Here is a 21,323-nt window from a genome sequence, read left to right on the forward strand (position 1 = left end):
TCGTTCGGGTAGAAGCCCTCGCAGCGGGGGCTCCGCGACTACTGTTCAATCACTCTGGCGAACACGCTTTTCCATGGTATGGCTATGGGCCGCTACAATCAACGCGGCATTTAACAACTTCGGATAGTGACGTTAGCGGAAACGGGATCCCGGTCTACACGGGTCCGGTTTGCCGGTACGGCAGGGTCCTCGTAGCCGAACGCGATGCCGAACAGGATTCTGTGGTCGTCGGTCAGTTGGAAGGCTTCTCTTACGAGGTCCGGGTAGTTGCGCATTGCTCCCATGGGGCAGCTATGGAGTCCGAAGGCGGTGAGGGCAAGCATGAAGTTCTGGGCCCACATGCCGACGTCGAGGGCAACTGTGGTGCCGAATTCTTTGTCCATACCGACAAAAGCCATGCAGGGGGCGTCGAAGAATTCGAAGTTGCGCAGCGCCGCGCGGGAACGCCCTTTGGTGTCATCGCGCGCGATACCCATTTCGCTGTACAGGGCGACGGCGCACTCGACTTGCTTGCGGCGGTAATCGTCAAGAAAGCGCCCCCGATAGGGGTAATCGGGATTGGCGGGAATGCCTTCTTTGACCCGTTCCACCATGTCCGCGCTCAGCCGGTCTTTCAGGACGCCTGTGGCGATGTGAACCTGCCAGGGTTGCACATTGCAGTTGGATGGTGCCTGCTGGGCGATTTCGAGGATGCGCTGCAGGGTTTGGGCGGGGACCTCCTTTTGCAGAAACCCCCGTACGGAACGTCGCCGGTAGATGGCTTCGACCAGTGACATTTCGGGATCGCCTGTCTGTAATAATGTATCGGACATTTGACTTGGGACCTCTTATCTGAATTCGTTTGACGCTGGCGGACACGGTGCACCATGCCTTGTTTGACGCTGACGGATCGAGTGCACCATGCCGTTTGGCGCTGACGGGATCCCTTCCGAAAACGCGGTGAATACATCCAGGCAGATTTTTGCTCCTGCAAAATCTGCACTTCCACCATCCATGGCGGTCGTAGCTCCTTCGCTTCATCCCTGAAGCGAAGGTTTCGGAAGGGTTCCCATCAGCGCCAAACTCGCTCCGTGCCAGGTTTTGAATTGTAGCTTTCGTTCGCGGGAACAACATGCGGTGGTATTCGGCTTGACTCAACGCCTTGTTGAGCTTTTCTGAAGGTTGCTCGCTTACAGCCCGAACAGATTCATTTGCGGTTCGATAATATCCTCGAAAGAGAGCCCCACGAAACGCAGTATGCCATCCGCGACCGGTGCCAGTTGCCGATCCACGTAGTGGTTGTAGTCAATGGGGCTTTGCAGTGCTTTGACCGGCTCGGGACCGTTGGTTGTAATCAGGTATTCGATCCAATCCCCGCGCCCGGTGGACACCTGTCGCTGCGCCAACAGCTTCCGCGCGGCCTGCACGTGTGGCGGGACGTTTTTGGTGTAGTCCGCAAGCTTGCGCCGCAACCGTTTACGATAGACCAGTTGCCCGTCGCGCTGGCCGGCCCGAACCGCCTGGACGGTCTCCTTCACGAAGTCTTCTACTGCCTCACCCGCAAATACCCGCCGGTAGATTTCCTCCTGAAACGTTTTTGCAAGTTGGGTCCAGTCGGTCCGGACGTTCTCGAGCCCTTTGAAAACAAGCCGTTCCTCGCCGCGCTGGCGAACCACCCCGGCGTAGCGTTTCTTGCTGCCCTGCTCCGAGCCCCGGATGGTGGGCATCAGGAATTGCAGGTAGTGGGTTTCAAACTCCAGCTCCAGTGCGCTGTCGATGCCGAAGTCCTCATGGAGTTTTGCTGTCCAGCGGTTGTTGAGTGTGGCCGCGAGCCCCACTCCGACCGCACGGGCCTGCTCCTCATCCAGGTCGTTGCCCACCCACAGGAACAGGGAATCCGTGTCGCCGTATATGACCGTAAAGCCCTGCTCCTCGATCCAGCGCTTGCTGGTCTGGATAATTTCGTGGCCGCGCAGGGTAATGGAACTGCACACCCGGGGATCGTAGAACCGGCAGCCGGTGGAGCCCAGAACACCATAGAATGAGTTCATGATGATTTTGATTGCCTGGGACAAGGGCTGATTGTTTTCCGCTTTGGCGCGGTCACGTGCGGCCCATAAGCGTTCGATGATTCCCGGCAGCAAATGCTCGTTTTTGGCGAAGCTCGCGCCCCGGAAGCCGGGCACCAGCTCCGCCTCGGAAAGCCGGTTGTGGCGGGCGAACCAGAACCCGTAGGGGTCGACTCGGAAGGTGCGAATGATGCTGGGGTAGAGGCTTTTAAAGTCGAGCACCAGAACATTTTTGTAGATGCCGGGCTGGGAGTCCAGCACGTAGCCACCGGGGCTGAGCAGGTCCGACTGCAGCTCGCCCAGGTTGGGCGCGACGTAGCCTTTGCGATGCAATAACGGCAGATAAGCGTATTCGAACGCGGCGACGGAACCGCCGCTGCGGTCCAGCGGCAAGCCGGTCAGATGGGCGCGTTCGATGGCGAATTGCAGCAGTTTGCACTCCTCCACAATTTTCCAGACCAGTATGCAGTCCTGCAGGTTGTATTCCGCCAGACGTCGCTTATCGGTGCGAAAAAGCTCGGTAATTTCGAGGCCGCGGTCCGCCGAGTGCAACAGTTTTCCTTCGCCAAGTACCGCCTGCGCGACCGATTCCAGCGCGAAGCTCGGGAAGTTGTAGGTGGCCGCTTTCATCAGCTCGATGCCGTCGAGCACGACGCGACCGGGAACCTGGATGTAACGCCGGTGGCCGTCTTCGTCCTCTCTCCATTGAACCCGTTGCCCGGCTCGCCCCAGGGTGAAGGGTACCTTGTGCCGCTGGCAGAGGCCCGCCAGTACCCAGAGGTCGAACTGGACCACATTCCATCCGATCAGAACGTCTGGATCGTAGCCGTCCAGCCAGCGAAGAAACACCCGCAGGCAGGTCCGGGCGTTTTCGCAGCGGACGATGGTAAGGCCCGGGCTGTCTTCGCTCTCCCCGTCCACCATGAACACCTGGCGGACATCGTGCCCGTAAACGGCGATTGAATAGAGCCGCTTTGCGTCCATGGAGGTTTCGATGTCGAGGGACACAACTTTAAGGTCGGGCCGGTACTCGCTCGCGCTGAGTCGTGGATTAGGTGCTCGGTGGAGTTTCCCCGCGGATTCGACCGCCCCCTCCACCGCCAGGCCAGCGGTAATGAAGCGCTCCATCAGAAACCGTTCCGGGGGGCGAATGTCCGCCTCCCAATGGGGGATGCCGGCTGAACTCAGCGCGGAGGCCGCTTCGCGCAGGTGACGGTGGCCGGCAAAATAAAGCGGTACAACCGGTTCATTGCCGAGGTTGCGTAACCGGGCCTGTCCAACCCGGGGGATCGATGGGGCGAGTGTTGAAGTTGCCTGCTCCAGATCGCTCTCGCGGACGAAGAAGACGCCCTCCTGGCCATCGATAGCTATGGCGACCGGACCGTGTTCGCTGGCGCACCACAGTTCGAGACCGATGCCGGAGGGTGTATCGCGCCAGTGGCGCGTGAGCAGAAAAGCATTCATCGGGTTGTGGGGCCGGCCCCCTCCTTGCCACGGGTTCGCCGGTGCCCGGCCGGGATGTCGGCTAACCTTGCGCCAGCAGAGCGCGCAGATCGGACAGGGCGGAGTGGGCCCGGGATATGTAGGAGGCCATTACCAGTGAGTGGTTGGCGAAAATTCCGAAGCCGCGACCGTTCAGCACCATTGGACTGAACATGGGCTGCTGGGTTGCTTCCAACTCGCGGATGATTTGTTGCAGGCTCACCCGGGCGTTCTTGTTCTCAAGCACTCCTGCAAAGTCCTGCTCCACCGCACGCAGAAAATGCAGCAGCGCCCAGGTCGAGCCGCGGGTTTCGTAGAAAATGTCGTCCACCTGCAGCCAGGGGGTCTTGATGAGGTCCTCGTCTGCCACCGGGGTGGCGCGGGATGAGGATTGGGAGCCAGCCAGATCCGTGTTCAGCCGGCGTTGCCCCACACTGGCGCTGAGCCTTTGGGAGAGGCTGCCCAGACGGCTTTCGACGGTAGTCAGCCAATTGCGCAGGTTGTCGGCCCGGGAGTAGAACTGCGCGTCGCTGCGCTGTTCGTCGGTCAGGCGAACAAGATAAGCGCGCAGATAGCCGATGCCGTCCCGGTATTCGGTTTCCGACGCGGGGAGCGCCCAGCTGTCGTTGTCGAAGTTGAAACGGGGTTCGGCCTTGGCCAGTGCTTCGTCTTCCACGGATTGGGATTGAGAGCGGCTGAAGGATTCCCGCATGGCCTTGCTGAGGTCGCGCACCTGTATGAGGACTCCGAATTCCCAGCGAGGCATGTTGTCCAGCCACAGGCTGGGCGGGGTGATATCGTTGGTGAGAAAGCCGCCGGGCTTGTCGAGCAGGGTTTCCGCCACATGGATCAGGGTCGCGGTGGTGGCGGCGCCAACAACAGGACTGCGGCCAAAGCGTTCCACTTCAGCCTGGGTAACCTCGTCGACGGAGAACAGGTCGGGCTCGCGACTCCAGTAGATTCCGAGGATGATCAGTACCAGAAACAGTCCGGCCAATCCGAAGATGGCCACTTTGACCATCGGTCCGCCGCGTTTCAGGTCGTCGGACATCTCGGCGGACTGATCGCGAAAAAAACGGCGAATGCCGACCCAGGCCTTTTTTACCCCATTTGTGACCATGTCTTACCTGTCTGACTTCTGAGTGTTCGATTCTGGCATTTACGACGCTGGCAGTAAGCCCGAGCTCCACCTTAGAGGGCGGGCCGCGGGAGCATAGCTCAATCGATGGGCGGCAGCAGGAGAATCCTCGGTTCGCGGCCCAGGCGGATATCTCCGCGCAGGCGGTAGTCCGGGACTCCTTCGCTCATACGCTGGTAAATCCAGCGCCCTTCCGCATCACTGCGGGCTACAATCAGCAGAGTTTCTTCCGAATCCCGGACCTGTACCGCGATCTGCTTGAGCTTTTCTATCATTGTCGGCTCGCGACGGTCCAGGCTGCGCGGATCCAGCGGGATCTCTTTACCGGAGTCGGCATCCTGGTGGCCCTGATCTGCCAGGGTCTCTTGCAGGTCGGATATTTCCGCGGCCATCTCCGCAATCAGGGGATGGTCATGCTCGACCAGCTTGGCCCGTTCCAGCAGTGCCCGCGCGGTCCCCACCTGCTGCCGGGCAAGCGCGCTGCGAATCATTCCCACGTAACGGCTGAATACCTGCTGCAGCCCGCTGCGGGCCTGGGCGTTGTCGGGCTGGAGGAGCAAAACCGCCTGAAAGCGATCAAAGGCGTTGTCATGTAGCGGAGTCGTCAACCGATTGGCAGCCAGCGCGCCCTCGGCTGCGGCCAGTAGTTGCCGGACATCGTCTGCCACACTGCGGGCGGCCAGCGGTGAAGCGGGGGCCTGCGGCTCCGGAGCGGGGGAAGGCGCGCTCGCCTGGTTCGGTGCCGGCGGTTCTTTTTCGGACGGCCAGACCGCCTGGAGGCTGCTGCAGCCAGACGACAGAACCAGCACGCCGAGTACCCCCAGCGGGATCAGGCGAAACAGTCGATTGGGCATTGACGGGTCCTCGATGCTGCAGAAGGCAACTGCTTGCGGGTACACGGCGCAGTCGGTTTCTTATGAGCCGGCCTTCTTAACGAGCTTAGCGAAATGGCCGAAGCTTCTTAACGTGCCCTTCATCTTATCGTACTAAAACGGTTCCCGCTAAGAGATCTCCCCTTCAGACCGGCTTGCCCGGCGGCTCCTCAACGGCGCCCAATGGGTTACAATCCGGCAGAAGGTCCGTAGTGTGCGCCAAGCGGCGCGGCAGCTCAATGACAGCAATGCTTGAGAAAGGTGACAGACCCTATGATTTCCCCACTAAAAAAACAGCTACCCGCCTTGCTGGCCCTGTTTCTGGCGGCATGGACGGTGGCCAGCTTCGCCCAGGACCCCCTGAGCAGCACCAGTGGCAACGGCCTGTTGAGCAGCCCCGCAGGCTCTGAGACCCAGGAATTTCTGCGGGTCGAAGAGGCCTATCAGCTCTCCCTGGACTCGGAGGGTGAAAACCTTGTCCTGCACTGGGATATCGCACCCGAATACTACCTGTACAAGGACAACTTCAAGATCAAGGCGTACAGCGACGGTAGCGAGCTGCCGCTGGCTCTGGAGTTTGAAGACGGCAAGGTCAAGTACGACGAGTACTTCGAGAAGGACATGGAGGTGTTCTACGAGCAGACCGATGTCCGCGCCCAACTTCCGGAGGGCGTCGACACATTGCAGCTGGCCATCACTTCCCAGGGCTGTGCGGACGCGGGGCTGTGCTACCCACCCTACACAGAGAATTACGAGCTCGACCTGGACTCCGGCAAGGCCACACCGATCGCCGCGATTACCGCCAAGCCCGAGCCCCCTGCGGGAGGCGGAGCAGCGGGTGGCACCGGTTCCGAGGGGGCTCCCTTTCTTGGCTACACTCTCCTGCTGGCCTTTCTGGGTGGCATTATCCTCAATCTGATGCCCTGTGTTTTTCCGGTACTTTCAATCAAGGCCATGAGCCTCATGTCCAGCGCCGGATCGGAGCATAACCACCGGGTGCACGGCTGGGTCTACACAGCGGGGGCGGTAACGTCATTTCTGGCCATCGGCGGCATTATCCTGGCTATCCGCGCCGCCGGCGGGCAGGCAGACTGGGGCCGGCAGCTCCAGTCACCGGTGTTTGTGGCATTCATGTTCTACCTCTTCCTGGTCATGGGCCTGAGCCTGTCGGGCTTTGTGCAGTTTGGCAGCCGTCTGATGGGCGTGGGCCAGTCGCTGACCGCCCGCGGTGGAATGCAGGGATCCTTCTTTACCGGGGTTCTGGCGGTGGTGGTGGCGAGTCCGTGCACGGCTCCCTTCATGGCGCCTGCGCTCGGAGTCGCGCTGACGCAGTCGACGGGGACGGCGCTGGCGGTATTTGCCGCCCTGGGCTTCGGGATGGCGCTGCCCTTCCTGGCGCTGAGTTACAGCCCCCGCTTGTCCCGGGCATTGCCGAAGCCGGGCCCGTGGATGGAAACGCTCAAGCAGTTTCTGGCCTTTCCGCTCTACCTGACCGCGGTGTGGCTGCTATGGGTACTGGGGCGGCAGACGGGTATTGATTCCGCCTCCGCGGTGATTGCCGGTGCCGTGGCCCTGGCGTTCGCGCTGTGGTTACTGCAGCGTCGGCCCAGTTCTCTGCCCGGTAAAGGCTTTGCCTACGGCTCTGCGGCGATCGCGGCGGTACTCGCCCTCGGGCTCGCCGTGAAGGCCGGAAACCTGGGCGAAGACGAGCTCTGGCAGCCCTACTCCGAGGATCTGGTCGCGGAGCTTCGCGACGAGGGTCGACCGGTATTCGTCAATCTCACTGCCGCCTGGTGCATCACCTGCCACGCCAATGAACGGGTGGCCCTTGACCGGGATCAAGTGATTGAGCGCGCCGAGGAGTTGAATGTCGCCCTGGTGAAGGGCGACTGGACCAACGAGGATCCACGCATCACGGAGCTGCTCCATAAATACCAGCGCGTCGGCGTTCCCACTTATCTGGTGTTTCCGGCCGACCCCTCTGCGCCGGTGGAAATCCTGCCGCAGATTCTGACTCCCGACATCGTGATTGAGGCCATGGAGCGGGCCGCCGATTCGCAACAGGTGGCAGGCACAGGAGCCTGACAACTGGACCGCGGGCCCGTGCACCGGGCCCCGCGTGGACAGCCGCGGCCTTTTTCGGCACACTTTTCAAACCCGGACGCAGTGCTTTTTACACGCCCTGCCCCCTCAACGGACTTTCGAGAAAGCGCCAATGGCAACCATCCTGGTACTTCACGGCCCCAACCTGAACCTGCTGGGCAAGCGGGAACCGGGCATCTACGGCGCCGCCACACTGGACGAAATCAATAACCGCCTGACGGAGATAAGCCGGCAGGCCGGCCACCACCTGCAGGTACTGCAAACCAATGCGGAGTACGAACTGATTGACCGTATTCACGACGCGGGCAGCGAAGCGGTGGACTTCATCATTATCAACCCGGCCGCCTTTACCCACACCAGCATTGCCCTCCGCGATGCGCTGCTCGGCGTTGGCATCCCCTTCATCGAGGTCCACCTGTCCAACGTCTACGCGCGGGAAGAATTCAGGCAGATCTCCTATCTTTCGGATGTGGCGGAGGGTGTGATCACCGGCCTCGGTCCCATCGGCTATGAATTGGCCCTGACGGCCGCGCTTGCCCGGTTCCAGTAGCGGCACCCCACTTTTCCAGAACTTCCTATTAGCGAGCTTCCTTCATGGCCTGGCTTCAGCTTCACGTTCACAGCAGCCCCGAAACCGCCGAAGCCATCGAGGATGCGCTGCTCGCTGCGGGCGCCGCCTCGGTCACCTTCCAGGACCGGGCAGACCAGCCCATTCTCGAGCCGGCCCTCGGGGAAACTCCGCTCTGGCAGCAGACCCGCATCACGGGGCTCTTTGATGCGGCCTCAGATACCGACGGCGTGCTCAGAACAGCAGCCGAACACCTGGATTTCCCGCTCCCGGAGCACCATTGGGAGCAACTGGAGGACAAGGACTGGGAGCGGGAATGGATGAAGGATTACCAGGCGATTCGCTGCGCCGAGGACCTGTGGATCTATCCCAGCTGGCAGGAGCCCCCGGATTCCCGGGCCACCAACGTGCGCCTCGATCCCGGTCTTGCCTTCGGCACCGGTACTCATCCCACCACCCTGCTCTGCCTGCAGTGGCTTGCAAAGCAGGATGTTTCGGGCAAACAGGTCATCGACTACGGCTGCGGCTCCGGCATTCTGGGGATTGCTGCCCTCATGCGGGGCGCCTCGAGGCTTACCGCTGTGGATATCGATCCTCAGGCGCTCCTGGCCACCCGCGAGAACTGTCAGCGCAACCACATCGACCCGGAACAGGTCACGACCCACCTCCCCCAGGCCGCCCCCAAAACATCGGCGGAGCTGGTATTCGCCAACATTCTGGCCGGACCGCTGGTGGAGCTTGCACCGACGCTGGCCGAGCTCACCGCGCCCGGTGGGCGACTCTGTCTTGCGGGGCTGCTCGACTCCCAGGAGCAGGAAGTGCGGACCGCCTACGAAGCGCACTTTCAGTTCGAGGCGCCGTGCTACCAGGATGAATGGGTGCAGTTGGCCGCCGTCCGGCGCCACCCCTGAGCCAGACGGCGCGAAATACCGCCTGAAGACCCCCGGCTACGTTTACCGATGCTCTGCAAGTGACTAAACTTGCAAACCAATCAATCTTTTACGACGCCTTTCTCAAGTATTATGTGGGAATCGCCGCTCTGCGGTGCCGCCCCCACCCTGGAGAATTGGACTCGCGACCAGAGAGCTCCGTCGATGGCAAACATGATTACCCGCTGCCCAGCATGCGATACCTCCTTTCGCATCACGGAAGCCCAGCTGAACACAGCGCGGGGCGCGGTCCGCTGCGGGTCCTGTTTGCACATTTTCAAGGCCTCCGAGAACCTGGTGCCAGCGAGGGACGGCAAGCCCCAGGCGGACACCACCAGACCAGCGTCACCCGCAAAACCCGGGTCCCCCGACGGTTCCCCCGCAGAGCCCCGGCGCCGGGAAACCGGCCCGGGCACTCGGGATAACTCTGCCGCTCGCCGTCCGGCCCAGGCGCCGAGCTCACAGGACGAGCCACTGAATTCGGCGTTTGAGGGCTCGCTCGATTCTGACTGGCACTACGGAATGGGTCTGGACGAGGTCGGGACCGACGCCGGCCAAAACAACATGCTCCGCTTCGATCAGGCGTCAATCGACGGGGACGAGGGGACGGGCGAGGATTTTTCCGATGACTTGCTGATCAGCGACGAGATGGTCGTGGCAGGGTCGGAGCGGTCCGGGGCATTCGGGGACGACCTCAGCGAAAGCTTTCTCGAACTGGATGGCTGGAAACCTGCCGAACGCTCTCTGTTCGATCGTTCCACAAAACCAAAACCCCAGGACGATGACGAGGATCAGAACGCACCGGATGAATCCTGGGCTCTGAGCCTGCTGGAGGAAGATGAAGACGACTCCGCCGGGGCCGCGCCCGCGTCGCCGAAGCCACGTGACGATCAGCCATCGATTGCCGAGCCGTTTGCCGAACTCCAGCTCGGGCCCTCTGAGCACGAGGAACCCGCACAACAGAAGCGCGCGAAGAACCCGCGCCCCGGGAACCGTACAGCGCCTCACAGTCAGACTTCGAAGTCAGCACAGGCGCCGCTCGGCGTCACCGAGGGTGACCGAATCGAGCCCAGCTGGAATTTGCGCGACGAACTGGACCTTGACGAAGAATTCTCCCCCGCGTCCCTCGAACACGACGACTTTCGGCAAGAGCGCAGTGCACTGCTCAGCAGGATCGAACCAGAGCCGGTGGAGTTTTCCGTCCATCAGGGGCGCAATTGGCGCGGGACCTTGCTCTGGGGCTCCATGGCTCTGCTTGGGCTTGTGGCACTGATCGTTCAGATCGGGTGGCTGCAGTTCGAACGGCTGAGCCGCGAGCAGCCCTACCGGGACCTGTACGCCCGGATCTGCCCCTTGATCGGCTGCGAACTTCCATCACTCGCCGCGCCGGAGTTGATCCGCACCTCCAATCTGGTGGTTCGCTCCCATCCTCAGGCCGAGGGAGCTCTGATGGTGGACACCATCCTGCTGAACACCGCCCCCTATCAGCAGCCATTTCCGGACCTGGTGCTCACCTTCAGTGACATTCACGGCCAGACCCTTGCCGAGCGGCGATTCACGCCGCGGGAATACCTGGCCGGCGAGCTGGCAGGGCAAAACCAGATGCCCAGCAACCAGCCTGTCCATCTGTCCCTGGAGATCGTTGACCCGGGTTCTGAGGCCGTCAACTACAGCGCCTACATCCCTGACTAGACAGCCCCCGACTAAACAGCCCGGTTCGCGACTTAACAGTCCCGATTGATCAGCCACGCAGAATCGTACGACCCACTTACAAATGTGCCAACGGGTGACAAGGTTTCACTTGCCAGCGAGGCCGCCCTGCCCCGCTCGGCCGCAGAGCGCGAACAAACGCTCACATTTCATCGTGCCAGGCCTCTAAACCCTCTGGAATGGCTTCCCCATACTGCATAAGCGCATGTCTGTGCAAGACAAAAACGCGCTTATAAAACAGTCGATTCGTGCAAAATCCACTTTCCCCGCCCGGGCTTGTGGCGGTATCATAGGCCCCCTTTTTCGGCACTCAACTTTTCTGTCCCGCACTGTTCTTACCTCCCTGGTTCAACCCCCGGGGATTGGTGGTTTTGATTGCTTGCGCGGACCGGAACGATCATCGAGCTTGGGGTAATCTCTTGTTCCACATCGGCCCGTACACGATATCCAGCCGTGTTCTGCTCGCGCCGATGGCGGGCGTTTCAGATGCGCCTTTCCGGAACATCTGTCGCGAAATGGGAGCCGGCCTGACCACATCGGAAATGCTCACGGCGGACACTCGCCTGTGGCGAAGCCGCAAATCCAGTTTACGTCTGCTGGATGCCGCCTCACCCCCGTCTCCATCACATGCCACCGCTACGCCCCCGCGAAGCCTGCAGATTGCCGGCAGTGAACCGGCCGCCATGGCGGCAGCCGCCCGGGCCGCTGCAGACAGCGGCGCCGAGCTGATCGACATCAATATGGGCTGCCCGGCGAAAAAAGTTTGCAGCAAGGCGGCGGGTTCCGCTCTGTTGCGCGACGAGAAACTGGTTGCAGACATTCTGAACGCAGTGGTTGCTGCCGTGAACGTGCCGGTCACGCTGAAGATGCGCACGGGCTGGTGCCCGGAATCGCGCAATGCCCTGCGGGTCTCCCGTATTGCCGAGGACGCGGGCATCCAGGCGATCACTCTGCACGGGCGTACCCGGGCATGCCGGTTCAATGGTGAGGCCGAATACGACACGATTGCCGCCGTGGTCGACTCCGTCGGTGTCCCGGTGATTGCGAACGGCGACATCGATTCACCGGCGAAGGCCGAACGGGTTCTCAAGCGTACCGGCGCCCAGGCGGTGATGATCGGCCGCGGCGCCCAGGGGCAACCCTGGCTGATTCGCCAGATCAGCGTCCACCTGGAAACCGGCTGCGCACCAGCAGCACCCGAACTGCCGCAGATCGGACGCATTCTGGGAGAACACCTGCACGCCCTGCATGAGTTCTATGGGGACTACATGGGTGTGCGAATCGCCCGCAAGCATGTGAAGTGGTACCTGCAACGACTGGCCGGACGCTTCGAATCCCGGGCGAACGGGAGCCTTGTGAACCCGGAGGCGGACCCATCCGCACTGAAAAAATCCCTGCAGACATTTAATTCAATCGATTCACCTGACCTACAGCTTGCCTTCGTTCAGCAGTTGTTTGAACGGCTAATAACTAAAGAGGATATTGCAGCATGAACTCAGCAGATACACTCATCGTGGATACGCCAGTGGAAGCACCGTCCTCCAACGTTTCCACATTCTCCACCATCAGCCAGAACCAGTCTCTGCGCGATTGCGTCGAGCAATCCATGGACAACTATTTCAAGCACCTCGATGGTCAGCCGGTTACCGACGTCTATGAAATGGTGCTGGCTGAGGTCGAGGCGCCAATGCTCGAAATCGTGATGAAACATACCCGCCACAACCAGACCAAAGCCGCGCAGGTGCTCGGCCTGAACCGCGGCACTTTGCGCAAAAAGCTCAAGCAGTACGGCCTTTTGTAAGTACCTGCTGGACCGGGCGTCGGATTCCCGCATAAGCCTGCGTGAACCCGCTCATCGGCCCGGTCTCCAGTCTCACCGGATTCATCGCCGGCGGACGCGCACCCGCCTCGTACCGCCGGCAAATCACCCGCTACATTAAGCGACGACCACAAGAATCTTTCCGCCGGTGAAAGCTCTTAAGGTCAATGCTTTATCCCAACTGGAACAGAATCATGACAAGCTCCGAGGGTCTCGTAAAAATACGTCGCGCGCTGATCAGTGTGTCGGACAAGAACAAGGTTGTTGAACTGGCTCAGGCACTGCAAGGTTTCGGGGTGGAGATTCTGTCCACCGGTGGCACCTTCAAGCTGCTCACCGAAAGCGGCATTGCCGCCACAGAGGTGTCCGAGTACACAGGCCACCCGGAGATGATGGATGGACGGGTAAAAACACTGCATCCGAAGGTGCATGGCGGCATTCTGGGGCGGCGTGGGCAGGACGATGCAGTCATGGCCGAACACGGGATTTCGCCCATCGACCTGGTCGTGGTGAATCTTTATCCCTTCGAAAGAACCGTAGCCGACCCCAACTGCTCACTGGGAGACGCCGTCGAGAACATCGACATCGGCGGCCCCACCATGGTCAGGGCTGCGGCCAAGAACCACAAGGATGTAGCCATTGTTGTGGATCCGGCCCGCTACGAGGAAATCATCGCGACCCTGCAAGCCAACGACGGCTGCCTGTCGCTGGAACAGCGCTTTGATCTGGCCATCCAGGCTTACGAGCATACGGCCGCCTACGACGGCGCCATCGCCAACTACTTCGGTCGCCGGGTCCCCGGAGGCAACGCGGAATTTTCCCGAACTTTCAATCTGCAGTTCGAAAAGAAGCAGGATCTTCGCTACGGCGAAAACCCTCACCAGCGTTCGGCGTTCTATGTTGAGCAGGCCGGGGTCGCCGGTACGGAAGCTTCCATCTCCACCGCGCAGCAATTGCACGGCAAGGAACTGTCGTACAACAATATCGCGGACACGGACGCTGCGCTCGAGACTGTCAAACAGTTCGACCGCCCCGCCTGCGTCATCGTCAAACATGCCAACCCATGCGGGGTCGCCACCGCGAACGACATCCATCAGGCTTACGAGCTGGCGTTCGCCACGGACCCCGAGTCCGCCTTCGGTGGAATCCTCGCCTTCAACCGGGAGTTCGACGAAGTTACGGCCAAAGCCATTGCCGAGCGGCAGCACTTCGTGGAAGTCATCATTGCGCCCAGCGTCAGTGAACAGGCCCTCGCAATTACCGCCCAGAAGAAAAACGTTCGGATTTTGAGCTGTGGCCAGTGGCCCGACAGCGCTGCCGCATTCGACTTCAAGCGGGTCAACGGCGGGCTGCTGGTACAGGATCGGGATCTTGGCATGGTCAGTCAGGCGGACCTGAAAGTAGTCACCAAACGCCAACCCAGCGAGGCTGAAATCGCGGATCTGCTGTTCGCGTGGAAGGTGGCCAAGTTCGTCAAATCCAATGCCATTGTCTATGCGAAGAACCAGCAAACCATTGGGGTCGGCGCCGGCCAGATGAGCCGGGTGAACTCAGCGCGAATCGCCGCCATCAAGGCGGAACACGCCGGCTTGCAGGTGGAAGGTTCGGTGATGGCCTCCGACGCATTCTTCCCTTTCCGGGACGGCATCGACAATGCTGCAAAGGTGGGAATCGCCTGTGTAATTCAACCGGGCGGGTCCGTGCGGGACGAGGAGGTGATCGCCGCGGCGGACGAGCACGGCATGGCCATGGTGTTTACCGGCATGCGTCATTTCCGCCATTAAATCCAACGCAGGACATTCGAGATGAAAATACTGGTAGTCGGCAACGGTGGCCGCGAACACGCCATTGCCTGGAAGTGTGCGCAGAGTGCGCGAGTGGAAACCGTTTTTGTTGCACCGGGAAACGCGGGCACCGCGCTGGATGAAAAAGTGGAGAACGTGTCCATCGGCGTGATGGACTTTCCGGCCCTGGCGGAGTTTGCCGTCCAGCAGCAGGTGGCTCTCACCATTATCGGTCCGGAAGCACCGCTGGTCGCCGGCATTTGCGATTATTTCCAGGAGCGCCACCTGGCGTGCTTCGGGCCGGACAAGCAGGCCGCCCAACTTGAAGGCTCCAAGGCATTTACCAAGGACTTCCTCGCTCGCCACAATATTCCCACCGCGGAATATCGCACCTTTTCGGAGTTGGAGCCGGCGCTGGCCTATATCGACGACAGGGGTGCACCGATCGTAATTAAGGCCGACGGCCTCGCTGCCGGCAAAGGAGTCATTGTCGCGGAGACCACGGAGCAGGCAAAAGACGCGGTGAAGGACATGTTGTCTGGCAACGCCTTTGGCGATGCCGGCTGTCGCGTGGTTATCGAGGAGTTTCTCGATGGAGAAGAGGCCAGCTTCATCGTTGTAGCCGATGGCGAGAGCATCCTGCCCATGGCCACGAGTCAGGACCACAAGCGCGTGGGTAACGGCGACAGTGGACCGAACACTGGCGGCATGGGCGCCTATTCTCCCGCTCCAGTGGTAACCGAGGCAGTGTACCAGCGCATCATGGACGAAGTGATCACCCCCACGGTCAAGGGCATGGCAGAAGAAGGCAACCCCTTCCGCGGCTTCCTCTACGCCGGGCTGATGATCGCGAAAGACGGCAGCCCCAAGGTCATCGAATACAACTGCCGGCTTGGTGATCCGGAAACCCAGCCTATCCTCATGCGCTTGCAGAGCGACCTCGTGGACATCTGTGAAGCGGCGGTCCATGGCACCCTGGAAGACGTAAAAGCTGATTGGGATTCACGCCCCGCCGTAGGCGTGGTGCTCGCGGCCGGCGGCTATCCTGGTGATTACCGCAAGGGGGATGTGATCACAGGTCTGCCGCAAAAGCCCGACGCCGGCGAAAAGGTGTTTCACGCCGGCACCCGGGAAGGCGACGGCGCCGTCCTCACCAATGGCGGGCGCGTCCTGTGCGCTACGGCTTTGGGCGACTCTGTCACCGAGGCGAAAGACCGGGCTTATGCCCTTGCGCGTCAGATCCAGTGGCCGGAGCGCTATATGCGAGACGACATCGCCTATCGGGCCATTGCCCGGGAGTCGGCCCGCTAGCCAGGGGGCGGCTTCGCGCCGCTTCCTTCCGATTCCACCCTCCTCCCTCCGCACTAAGCGTCCCCCGCCGACGTCCGGCATATACCTTGCGTGATGCACCCTGGATATCCAACGAAAGGGGTGCATCAAAACGTGAAAAAGCAACTGTGCTTTCTCGCGCCCGATCTGGACAGGGCAAAACTCATCATCGAGGACCTGCGCTCAGCCGGATACGGGGACGAAAAAATCAACGTGGTCGCCAACGACCAGATTCCACTTGAGGACGTCCCCCAGGCGGACCTGCGGCACGGTTCTGATCTGGTCAATGCCGCCAAGCGTGGCGCCGCCACCGGGGGCACGGTCGGTGCATTGGCTGGTTTGTTGTTTGTGGCCTTTCCACCGGCGGGACTGGCGCTTGGGGGAGGCGCCATTCTGGGTGGTGCAGCAGCAGGTGCCGGATTCGGAGTCTGGGCCAGCACCCTGGTCGGGGTGAGCGCGACCAACAGCGAAATCAAGGAATTTCAGGACGCCATAGACGACGGGCAGATTCTGATCATTATCGACGCCATCAACCACGCCGAAGTGGAACGGGTGGAGCACATCGTTCGCGACCACCACCCGGAGGCAGTGATCCGCTCCGGGGAACTCTAGCGCATCAATTGCCGTGGGGCTGTGGCAGCAACTAGTTTGCACTCACCGCCCGACCCTCCGCCCAGGTGCGCAGGGCTGCAATCTTTTCCGCCATCAAGACCGACAGGGGCGAGGTCCGGAGAATGGCCTCCTGCAAATCAGCTTCGCTAACCGCCGCCTGGCGAGCGGCGGCGCTGTACAGCGCGGCCACGACGACCTGCTCGATCTCCGCTCCGGAGAAACCCTCGGACTGTGAAGCGAGTACATCCAGGCCAAAATCCCCCGGGGCCAGATCGCGCTTTTGCAGGTGGATGGCAAAGATCTCCCGCCGTGTCGTCCAGTCGGGGAGATCCACGAAAAAGACCTCATCCAGCCGCCCCTTGCGCAGCAGTTCCGGGGGCAATGCGGTGATATCGTTGCTGGTTGCCACAACGAAAACTCGAGACTCACGTTCGGCCATCCAGGTGAGGAAGGTGCCGAGAACCCGCGTGGATGTGCCGTTGTCGTGCTGGTCCGATGACAGGGCTTTCTCGATCTCGTCGAGCCACAGTACACATGGCGCCATCAGCTCGGCAAGCTTCAGGGCCTCGCGCAGATTGCGCTCGGTCTCGCCGAAAAACTTGTTGTACAGACTTGCGAAATCCAGGCGCAACAAAGGCAGCCCCCACAGCCCCGCCACACTCTTTGCCGCCAGACTTTTCCCGCTTCCCTGCACGCCCGTGAGCATTATCCCCTTGGGAACGTCGCTGGCCGTCGCACTGGATTCGGCGAACGCAGAGCGACGCTCCTGCAGCCAGCCTTTCAGGTTCTTCAACCCACCCACGTCGGAGAATTTCCCGGTGTTGTATTCAAAACTCAACACCCCTTCCATGTCCATCAACTCGAACTTCGCCTTGTTGACGGCGGGAATATCGTCGTCGGTGATCGCTCCGTCGTCCACAATCGCCGCGCGGACCAGTCGCCGAACCTCGGAATGGCTCAGCCCGCGCAGGTTGGCAACCAGCTTCGAGAGAGTCTCGCTGTCGGTCTTCACTCGCGCGCCGTCCCGGGCTTCGCTCCAGACCCGCGCTTCGTCCCGGATCAGGTGCATGATTTCGTCATCGCCGGGCAGCGAGAGTTGGACCTTGGCACAGTAGCGCGCAATGTCCGCAGGGATGGAGAACTGGTGACTGAGAAACACGAGCGCGTGAGATTGCTGCTGCGCCACGTCCTTGATGAGTCGCAGGTTGCGGGGGTCACCCTCCAGGTAGTGGTGAAAATCACACAGCACGAAAATGCTCGGGGATAAGCTCTGCTTGATGTATTCGAGAATCTCTCTCGGCTCACTGTGCTCAACGGCACCACTGACCCGGGGCCCGAAGCTCAGGCGGGCGAGCCCGTCCGTCACGGTCCAGCGAAAAATGTCCTTTCCGCGCTGGTTGGCCACCCGCAATAACAAATCCAGTGCGCGCTTTTCATCGTAACTTTCGATGACGACAACGGGGACTCGGGAGTCCAGCAGCAGGCTCAGGTCGTGAGTGTCTTTCATTATTTTTCCAGTCCTGGATCGTTGAATTGTTTGCGTCCACCTGCATCAATCCGCCGTCTGCTGCAGCCACACCTCAAGGCCCTGCGAGTTCAGCATCATGTCCATGGCCAGCAGTTCGCACTGTTTCTCACGGGTCAGTGGCGATCCGTGCCGCTCCAGTGCAGCCAGAGTATGCTCCAGCAGGGCCTGGCGGATATTTGCCTGCCGGTGCTCACCATCGTCTTTGTGGGCCAGGGCAATGGCAACGTACGCATCGATGTGTTCATGAAGCTGTCGGGCGTGAGATTGAGTGGCCGGAGTTTCCCCATAGTGAGTGAGAAAAATTCGCTCCGCCTTCAACCCCATCAGTCGATCCACTGACTGCTTCATCGCCTGGGGATCGAACTGAACGGGAGTGGTCGCCGGCATTACGAAAGGCGCGCGGCCCTCACTCATTTCGCGATAAACGATGCCCAGAGTGTCGCCGGAAAAAATGCCGCGGCTGCCTTCATCGTAAACGCAGTAGTGGTGGCGGGCATGACCGGGCGTATCAAAAAACCGTAAAACCCGATCGCCGAGTTGCAAGGTGCTGCCGTCCTCCACGATGATCATGCGGTCTTCGGGAATGGGTTCCAACTGTCCGTACTGTTGCATATAGGCCCGCTCGCCATAGACCGCCATGGCGCCCGCCTGAAGCTTGCTCGGGTCCGCCATGTGACGCGCGGCCCTTGGATGCACGACCAGCTTCGCGGCGGGCAGCGCCGCCATCAGAGCGCCGGCTCCTCCTGCGTGATCCAGATGGACGTGGGTAATCAGTACGTAGTCCACGTCCGTGTAGTCATACCCCCGCTGCCGGATCAGCTCCAGAACGGCGGGCGCCGTCTTCGCGGTTCCGGTCTCTATAATGGCCAGGCGCCCACTGTCCTCCATCAGATAGCAGGCCGCCAGTCCCGGGCGGCCAAGTCCGGTATCGATGCGAGTGATGCCGTTTTCAAGGGCTTGGTACAGTGGAAACTCCATGGGTTTACCTTTGTCGGTGATTGCTTCGGTGTTGCTCACGGGCTGTGCTGAGCGACATTTTCCACTAGAATAGCCTCATGAGCAAAACACCGTCCCGACATCTCAGCTTTATCGATCGCATCCTGATCCAGGGCGATCACGCACTTCGCACTCTCACGGGCAGCCAGACTGGAACCTCCCGACCGTCCCCCGCCTCCGACATTGCAGAAACGGAACTCAGCGATGCGGAACGCCGGCATGCGGCCGGGCTGATGCGCGTAAACCACAGCGGCGAGGTCTGCGCCCAGGCGCTCTATCAGGGCCAGGCACTCACGGCTTCGCTGCCTGATGTGCGGGCGGAAATGGAACTGGCAGCGCAGGAAGAAGTGGACCACCTGCAATGGTGCGAAGAGCGCCTAACGCAGTTGCACAGCCGTCCCAGCGCTCTTAATCCCCTGTGGTACGGTCTGTCCTTCGGAATCGGAGCGAGCGCAGGTTTGATCAGCGACAGGATCAGTTTGGGTTTTGTGGCTGCCACAGAGAACCAGGTGTGCCGTCATCTGGAAGGTCATCAGCGCAGTCTCCCCGCCGGGGATGGAAGAAGCCGCGCGATAGTGGATCAAATGCTGGTGGACGAACGCAAACACGGGCACAAGGCATTGCAAGCGGGCGGCGTGGAGTTTCCCGCTCCTGTCCAGTGGGCAATGACCGGCGTTTCAAAAATTATGACGAGTATCAGCTACCGCTTGTAGCTGCGTTGCTCGAGCTCAGCTTGCGCGCTTGCGATGCAAGTCCGTGTTCAAAAAAGTCGCGCTTCAGTTTTCCGCTTCGACGATCTGATAGCGATGAGAGATTTCGACGCCAGCCGCTTCAAGCATCTTCGATGCCGAGCAATACTTGGTGGCCGACAGCTCAACAGCGCGTTTGACCTGCGCTTCCTTCAATCCGCGGCCTTCGACAATAAACACCATTTCGATGCGGGTGAACACCGCTGGAACGGAATCGGCGCGCTCGGCGGACAGCTCGACTTTGCAATGGGTGATGTTCTGCCGGGCTTTTTGCAGGATGCCGACCACGTCAAAACTTGCGCAGCCTCCCAGCCCCAGCAATAACATTTCCATCGGACGCGCGCCCATGTTACGCCCGCCGTGATCCGCGGCCCCATCCATCACAACGGTGTGACCGCTGCCGGATTCGCCCAGAAACATGACTCCGTCCACCCATTTGACGGTTGCTTCCATAAAGTTCACCTCAAACGCGACTTTGGAGAAGTTGTCGACAGTTCGTGAAATCCGACATTGCCGTAAGGGGCGCGAGAATACCATAATTGCCCGTATTCCGTTCAGCAAAACCGGGAGACTGGTCTACACTCACTGTGTCGGTGTCGATGGAGGCCGCGCGAGGTAGATCCCGGAACTACCGTGTACTCTGGATTCTGGTGACAATAACCGACATAATGGCAGAGTTATATTATTGCCGCGCCGGAATTGTCCGATATCCGGCCCCTGGTTGGCCGAATAAATCACAAGTAGAAGTGCCATAAAGAACCCGACAGCCTGTTTGCTCCAGCACTACAACAGCCTGTCCAGATAACTCGAGGAACTGCAACTTGGTCGCTGTATCTCTCACACCGCATATCAAGAATGTGGAAGAATTTCTTAGCCACTGTCATCGCCGTCGCTATCCAGCGAAAAGCACCCTGATTTACGCTGGCGACAAAAGCGATTCTCTTTATTACATCATCAAGGGCTCCGTTACCGTTCTGATCGAGGACGACGAAGGGCGTGAAATGATCGTCGCCTACCTCAATGACGGAGACTTCTTCGGGGAAATGGGCCTTTTTGGGGACGAAGATCCCCGCAGCGCCTGGATTCGCGCAAAAACCGAATGTGAAGTGGCGGAGATCAGCTACGCCAAGTTCGAGGAGTTGACCGAATCCCATCCGGAGTTCCTGTTTGCCCTGGGCTCCCAGATGGCTCGACGCTTGCGGAACACCACCCGCAAGGTGGGCGATCTCGCCTTCCTGGATGTGACAGGTCGCGTGGCCCGCACTCTGCTGGATCTGTGCAAGGAGCCGGATGCCATGACCCACCCGGATGGCATGCAGATCAAGATCACCCGACAGGAGATCGGCCGCATTGTGGGCTGCTCCCGTGAAATGGTGGGGCGGGTTCTGAAAACCCTTGAAGATCAAGGGCTTGTCTCGGTCAAGGGCAAGACCATGGTGGTGTTCGGCACACGCTGAGCCCCCTCGTACCACGACCTTCGCCGCCCCGCGCCAGCCGGGGCGGCCTCTCTTCCGTCCCCTCCTTTGCTACAGATCAAACTCTCTACATTCATTTGGTCTATCCGACTGTCAAGCCCTGCGGTTCTGAACCCGTTCGAGATCGGGTCGGACCTTTCGAAATCGCGGTTAATACATCCATGTAGCTCCCTCGCGGCAT

The 21,323-nt window shown here is 60.6% G+C and carries 18 protein-coding genes; 11 read left to right on the forward strand and 7 right to left on the reverse strand.

Features of this window, described 5'->3' with window-relative positions:
* Positions 1-110 precede the first annotated feature (110 nt).
* From ACURWW_RS12050 to ACURWW_RS12065, 4 genes are all read right to left on the reverse strand, one after another.
* A complete protein-coding gene (locus ACURWW_RS12050; protein WP_458618492.1) occupies positions 111-812 on the reverse strand; it encodes a nitroreductase in 702 nt (233 codons plus the stop codon).
* A gap of 357 nt (positions 813-1,169) precedes the next feature.
* Positions 1,170-3,512 carry a DNA polymerase II gene (locus ACURWW_RS12055; RefSeq protein WP_445616906.1) on the reverse strand — a complete coding sequence of 781 codons (2,343 nt, stop codon included), beginning with the start codon at positions 3,510-3,512 and terminating at the stop codon, positions 1,170-1,172.
* Between the two features lie 61 nt (positions 3,513-3,573).
* Positions 3,574-4,650, reverse strand: coding sequence for a DUF2333 family protein (locus ACURWW_RS12060; protein ID WP_445616907.1), 1,077 nt, complete (start codon positions 4,648-4,650; stop codon positions 3,574-3,576).
* A 98-nt stretch (positions 4,651-4,748) separates the two neighbouring features.
* The gene (locus ACURWW_RS12065) at positions 4,749-5,522 is read right to left on the reverse strand and encodes a hypothetical protein (protein ID WP_445616908.1); all 774 of its coding nucleotides are present in this window, start codon (positions 5,520-5,522) and stop codon (positions 4,749-4,751) included.
* 291 nt (positions 5,523-5,813) lie between these two features.
* On the opposite strand from ACURWW_RS12065, the gene ACURWW_RS12070 reads away from it, so the two are divergent.
* The 9 genes from ACURWW_RS12070 to ACURWW_RS12110 all read left to right on the forward strand — a co-directional run bounded on the left by ACURWW_RS12070 (position 5,814) and on the right by ACURWW_RS12110 (position 16,394).
* A complete protein-coding gene (locus ACURWW_RS12070; RefSeq protein WP_445616909.1) occupies positions 5,814-7,625 on the forward strand; it encodes a protein-disulfide reductase DsbD family protein in 1,812 nt (603 codons plus the stop codon).
* Between the two features lie 130 nt (positions 7,626-7,755).
* Positions 7,756-8,193, forward strand: a complete 438-nt coding sequence (aroQ, locus tag ACURWW_RS12075; RefSeq protein ID WP_445616910.1) for a type II 3-dehydroquinate dehydratase — start codon at positions 7,756-7,758, stop codon at positions 8,191-8,193.
* A gap of 44 nt (positions 8,194-8,237) precedes the next feature.
* Positions 8,238-9,122: a 50S ribosomal protein L11 methyltransferase gene (prmA, locus tag ACURWW_RS12080; protein WP_445616911.1), complete on the forward strand. Its 885-nt coding sequence runs from the start codon at positions 8,238-8,240 to the stop codon at positions 9,120-9,122.
* 183 nt (positions 9,123-9,305) lie between these two features.
* On the forward strand, positions 9,306-10,832 hold the full coding sequence (locus tag ACURWW_RS12085; RefSeq protein ID WP_445616912.1) for a DUF3426 domain-containing protein: 1,527 nt from the start codon (positions 9,306-9,308) through the stop codon (positions 10,830-10,832).
* 437 nt (positions 10,833-11,269) lie between these two features.
* Positions 11,270-12,343, forward strand: a complete 1,074-nt coding sequence (dusB, locus tag ACURWW_RS12090; protein WP_445616913.1) for a tRNA dihydrouridine synthase DusB — start codon at positions 11,270-11,272, stop codon at positions 12,341-12,343.
* On the forward strand, positions 12,340-12,651 hold the full coding sequence (gene fis / locus ACURWW_RS12095) for a DNA-binding transcriptional regulator Fis (protein ID WP_445616914.1): 312 nt from the start codon (positions 12,340-12,342) through the stop codon (positions 12,649-12,651). The genes dusB and fis overlap by 4 nt, the downstream gene beginning before the upstream one ends.
* Positions 12,652-12,863: 212 nt before the next feature.
* Positions 12,864-14,453, forward strand: coding sequence for a bifunctional phosphoribosylaminoimidazolecarboxamide formyltransferase/IMP cyclohydrolase (gene purH / locus ACURWW_RS12100; RefSeq protein WP_445616915.1), 1,590 nt, complete (start codon positions 12,864-12,866; stop codon positions 14,451-14,453).
* A 21-nt stretch (positions 14,454-14,474) separates the two neighbouring features.
* Complete coding sequence (purD, locus tag ACURWW_RS12105; protein WP_445616916.1) at positions 14,475-15,764, forward strand: phosphoribosylamine--glycine ligase; 1,290 nt, start codon at positions 14,475-14,477, stop codon at positions 15,762-15,764.
* Positions 15,765-15,896: 132 nt separating this feature from the next.
* Entirely contained in the window at positions 15,897-16,394 is a 498-nt protein-coding gene (locus tag ACURWW_RS12110; protein ID WP_445616917.1) for a hypothetical protein, read from the forward strand.
* Between the two features lie 31 nt (positions 16,395-16,425).
* Here ACURWW_RS12110 and ACURWW_RS12115 read toward each other — a convergent pair whose 3' ends face one another.
* Positions 16,426-17,901 (reverse strand): AAA family ATPase, encoded by a 1,476-nt coding sequence (locus tag ACURWW_RS12115; RefSeq protein ID WP_445616918.1) that lies wholly within the window; start codon positions 17,899-17,901, stop codon positions 16,426-16,428.
* A gap of 45 nt (positions 17,902-17,946) precedes the next feature.
* Positions 17,947-18,939, reverse strand: a complete 993-nt coding sequence (locus tag ACURWW_RS12120) for an MBL fold metallo-hydrolase (RefSeq protein WP_445616919.1) — start codon at positions 18,937-18,939, stop codon at positions 17,947-17,949.
* A 38-nt stretch (positions 18,940-18,977) separates the two neighbouring features.
* Between ACURWW_RS12120 and coq7 the strand changes: the two genes are divergently transcribed.
* The gene (gene coq7, locus ACURWW_RS12125) at positions 18,978-19,631 is read left to right on the forward strand and encodes a 2-polyprenyl-3-methyl-6-methoxy-1,4-benzoquinone monooxygenase (protein ID WP_445616920.1); all 654 of its coding nucleotides are present in this window, start codon (positions 18,978-18,980) and stop codon (positions 19,629-19,631) included.
* 63 nt (positions 19,632-19,694) lie between these two features.
* Here the strand turns inward: coq7 and ACURWW_RS12130 are convergent, their stop codons facing one another.
* Positions 19,695-20,120, reverse strand: coding sequence for an OsmC family protein (locus ACURWW_RS12130; RefSeq protein WP_445616968.1), 426 nt, complete (start codon positions 20,118-20,120; stop codon positions 19,695-19,697).
* A gap of 368 nt (positions 20,121-20,488) precedes the next feature.
* On the opposite strand from ACURWW_RS12130, the gene crp reads away from it, so the two are divergent.
* Positions 20,489-21,124: a cAMP-activated global transcriptional regulator CRP gene (gene crp / locus ACURWW_RS12135; RefSeq protein ID WP_445616921.1), complete on the forward strand. Its 636-nt coding sequence runs from the start codon at positions 20,489-20,491 to the stop codon at positions 21,122-21,124.
* Positions 21,125-21,323: the final 199 nt, after the last annotated feature.

Source organism: Gilvimarinus sp. F26214L, assembly GCF_054401055.1.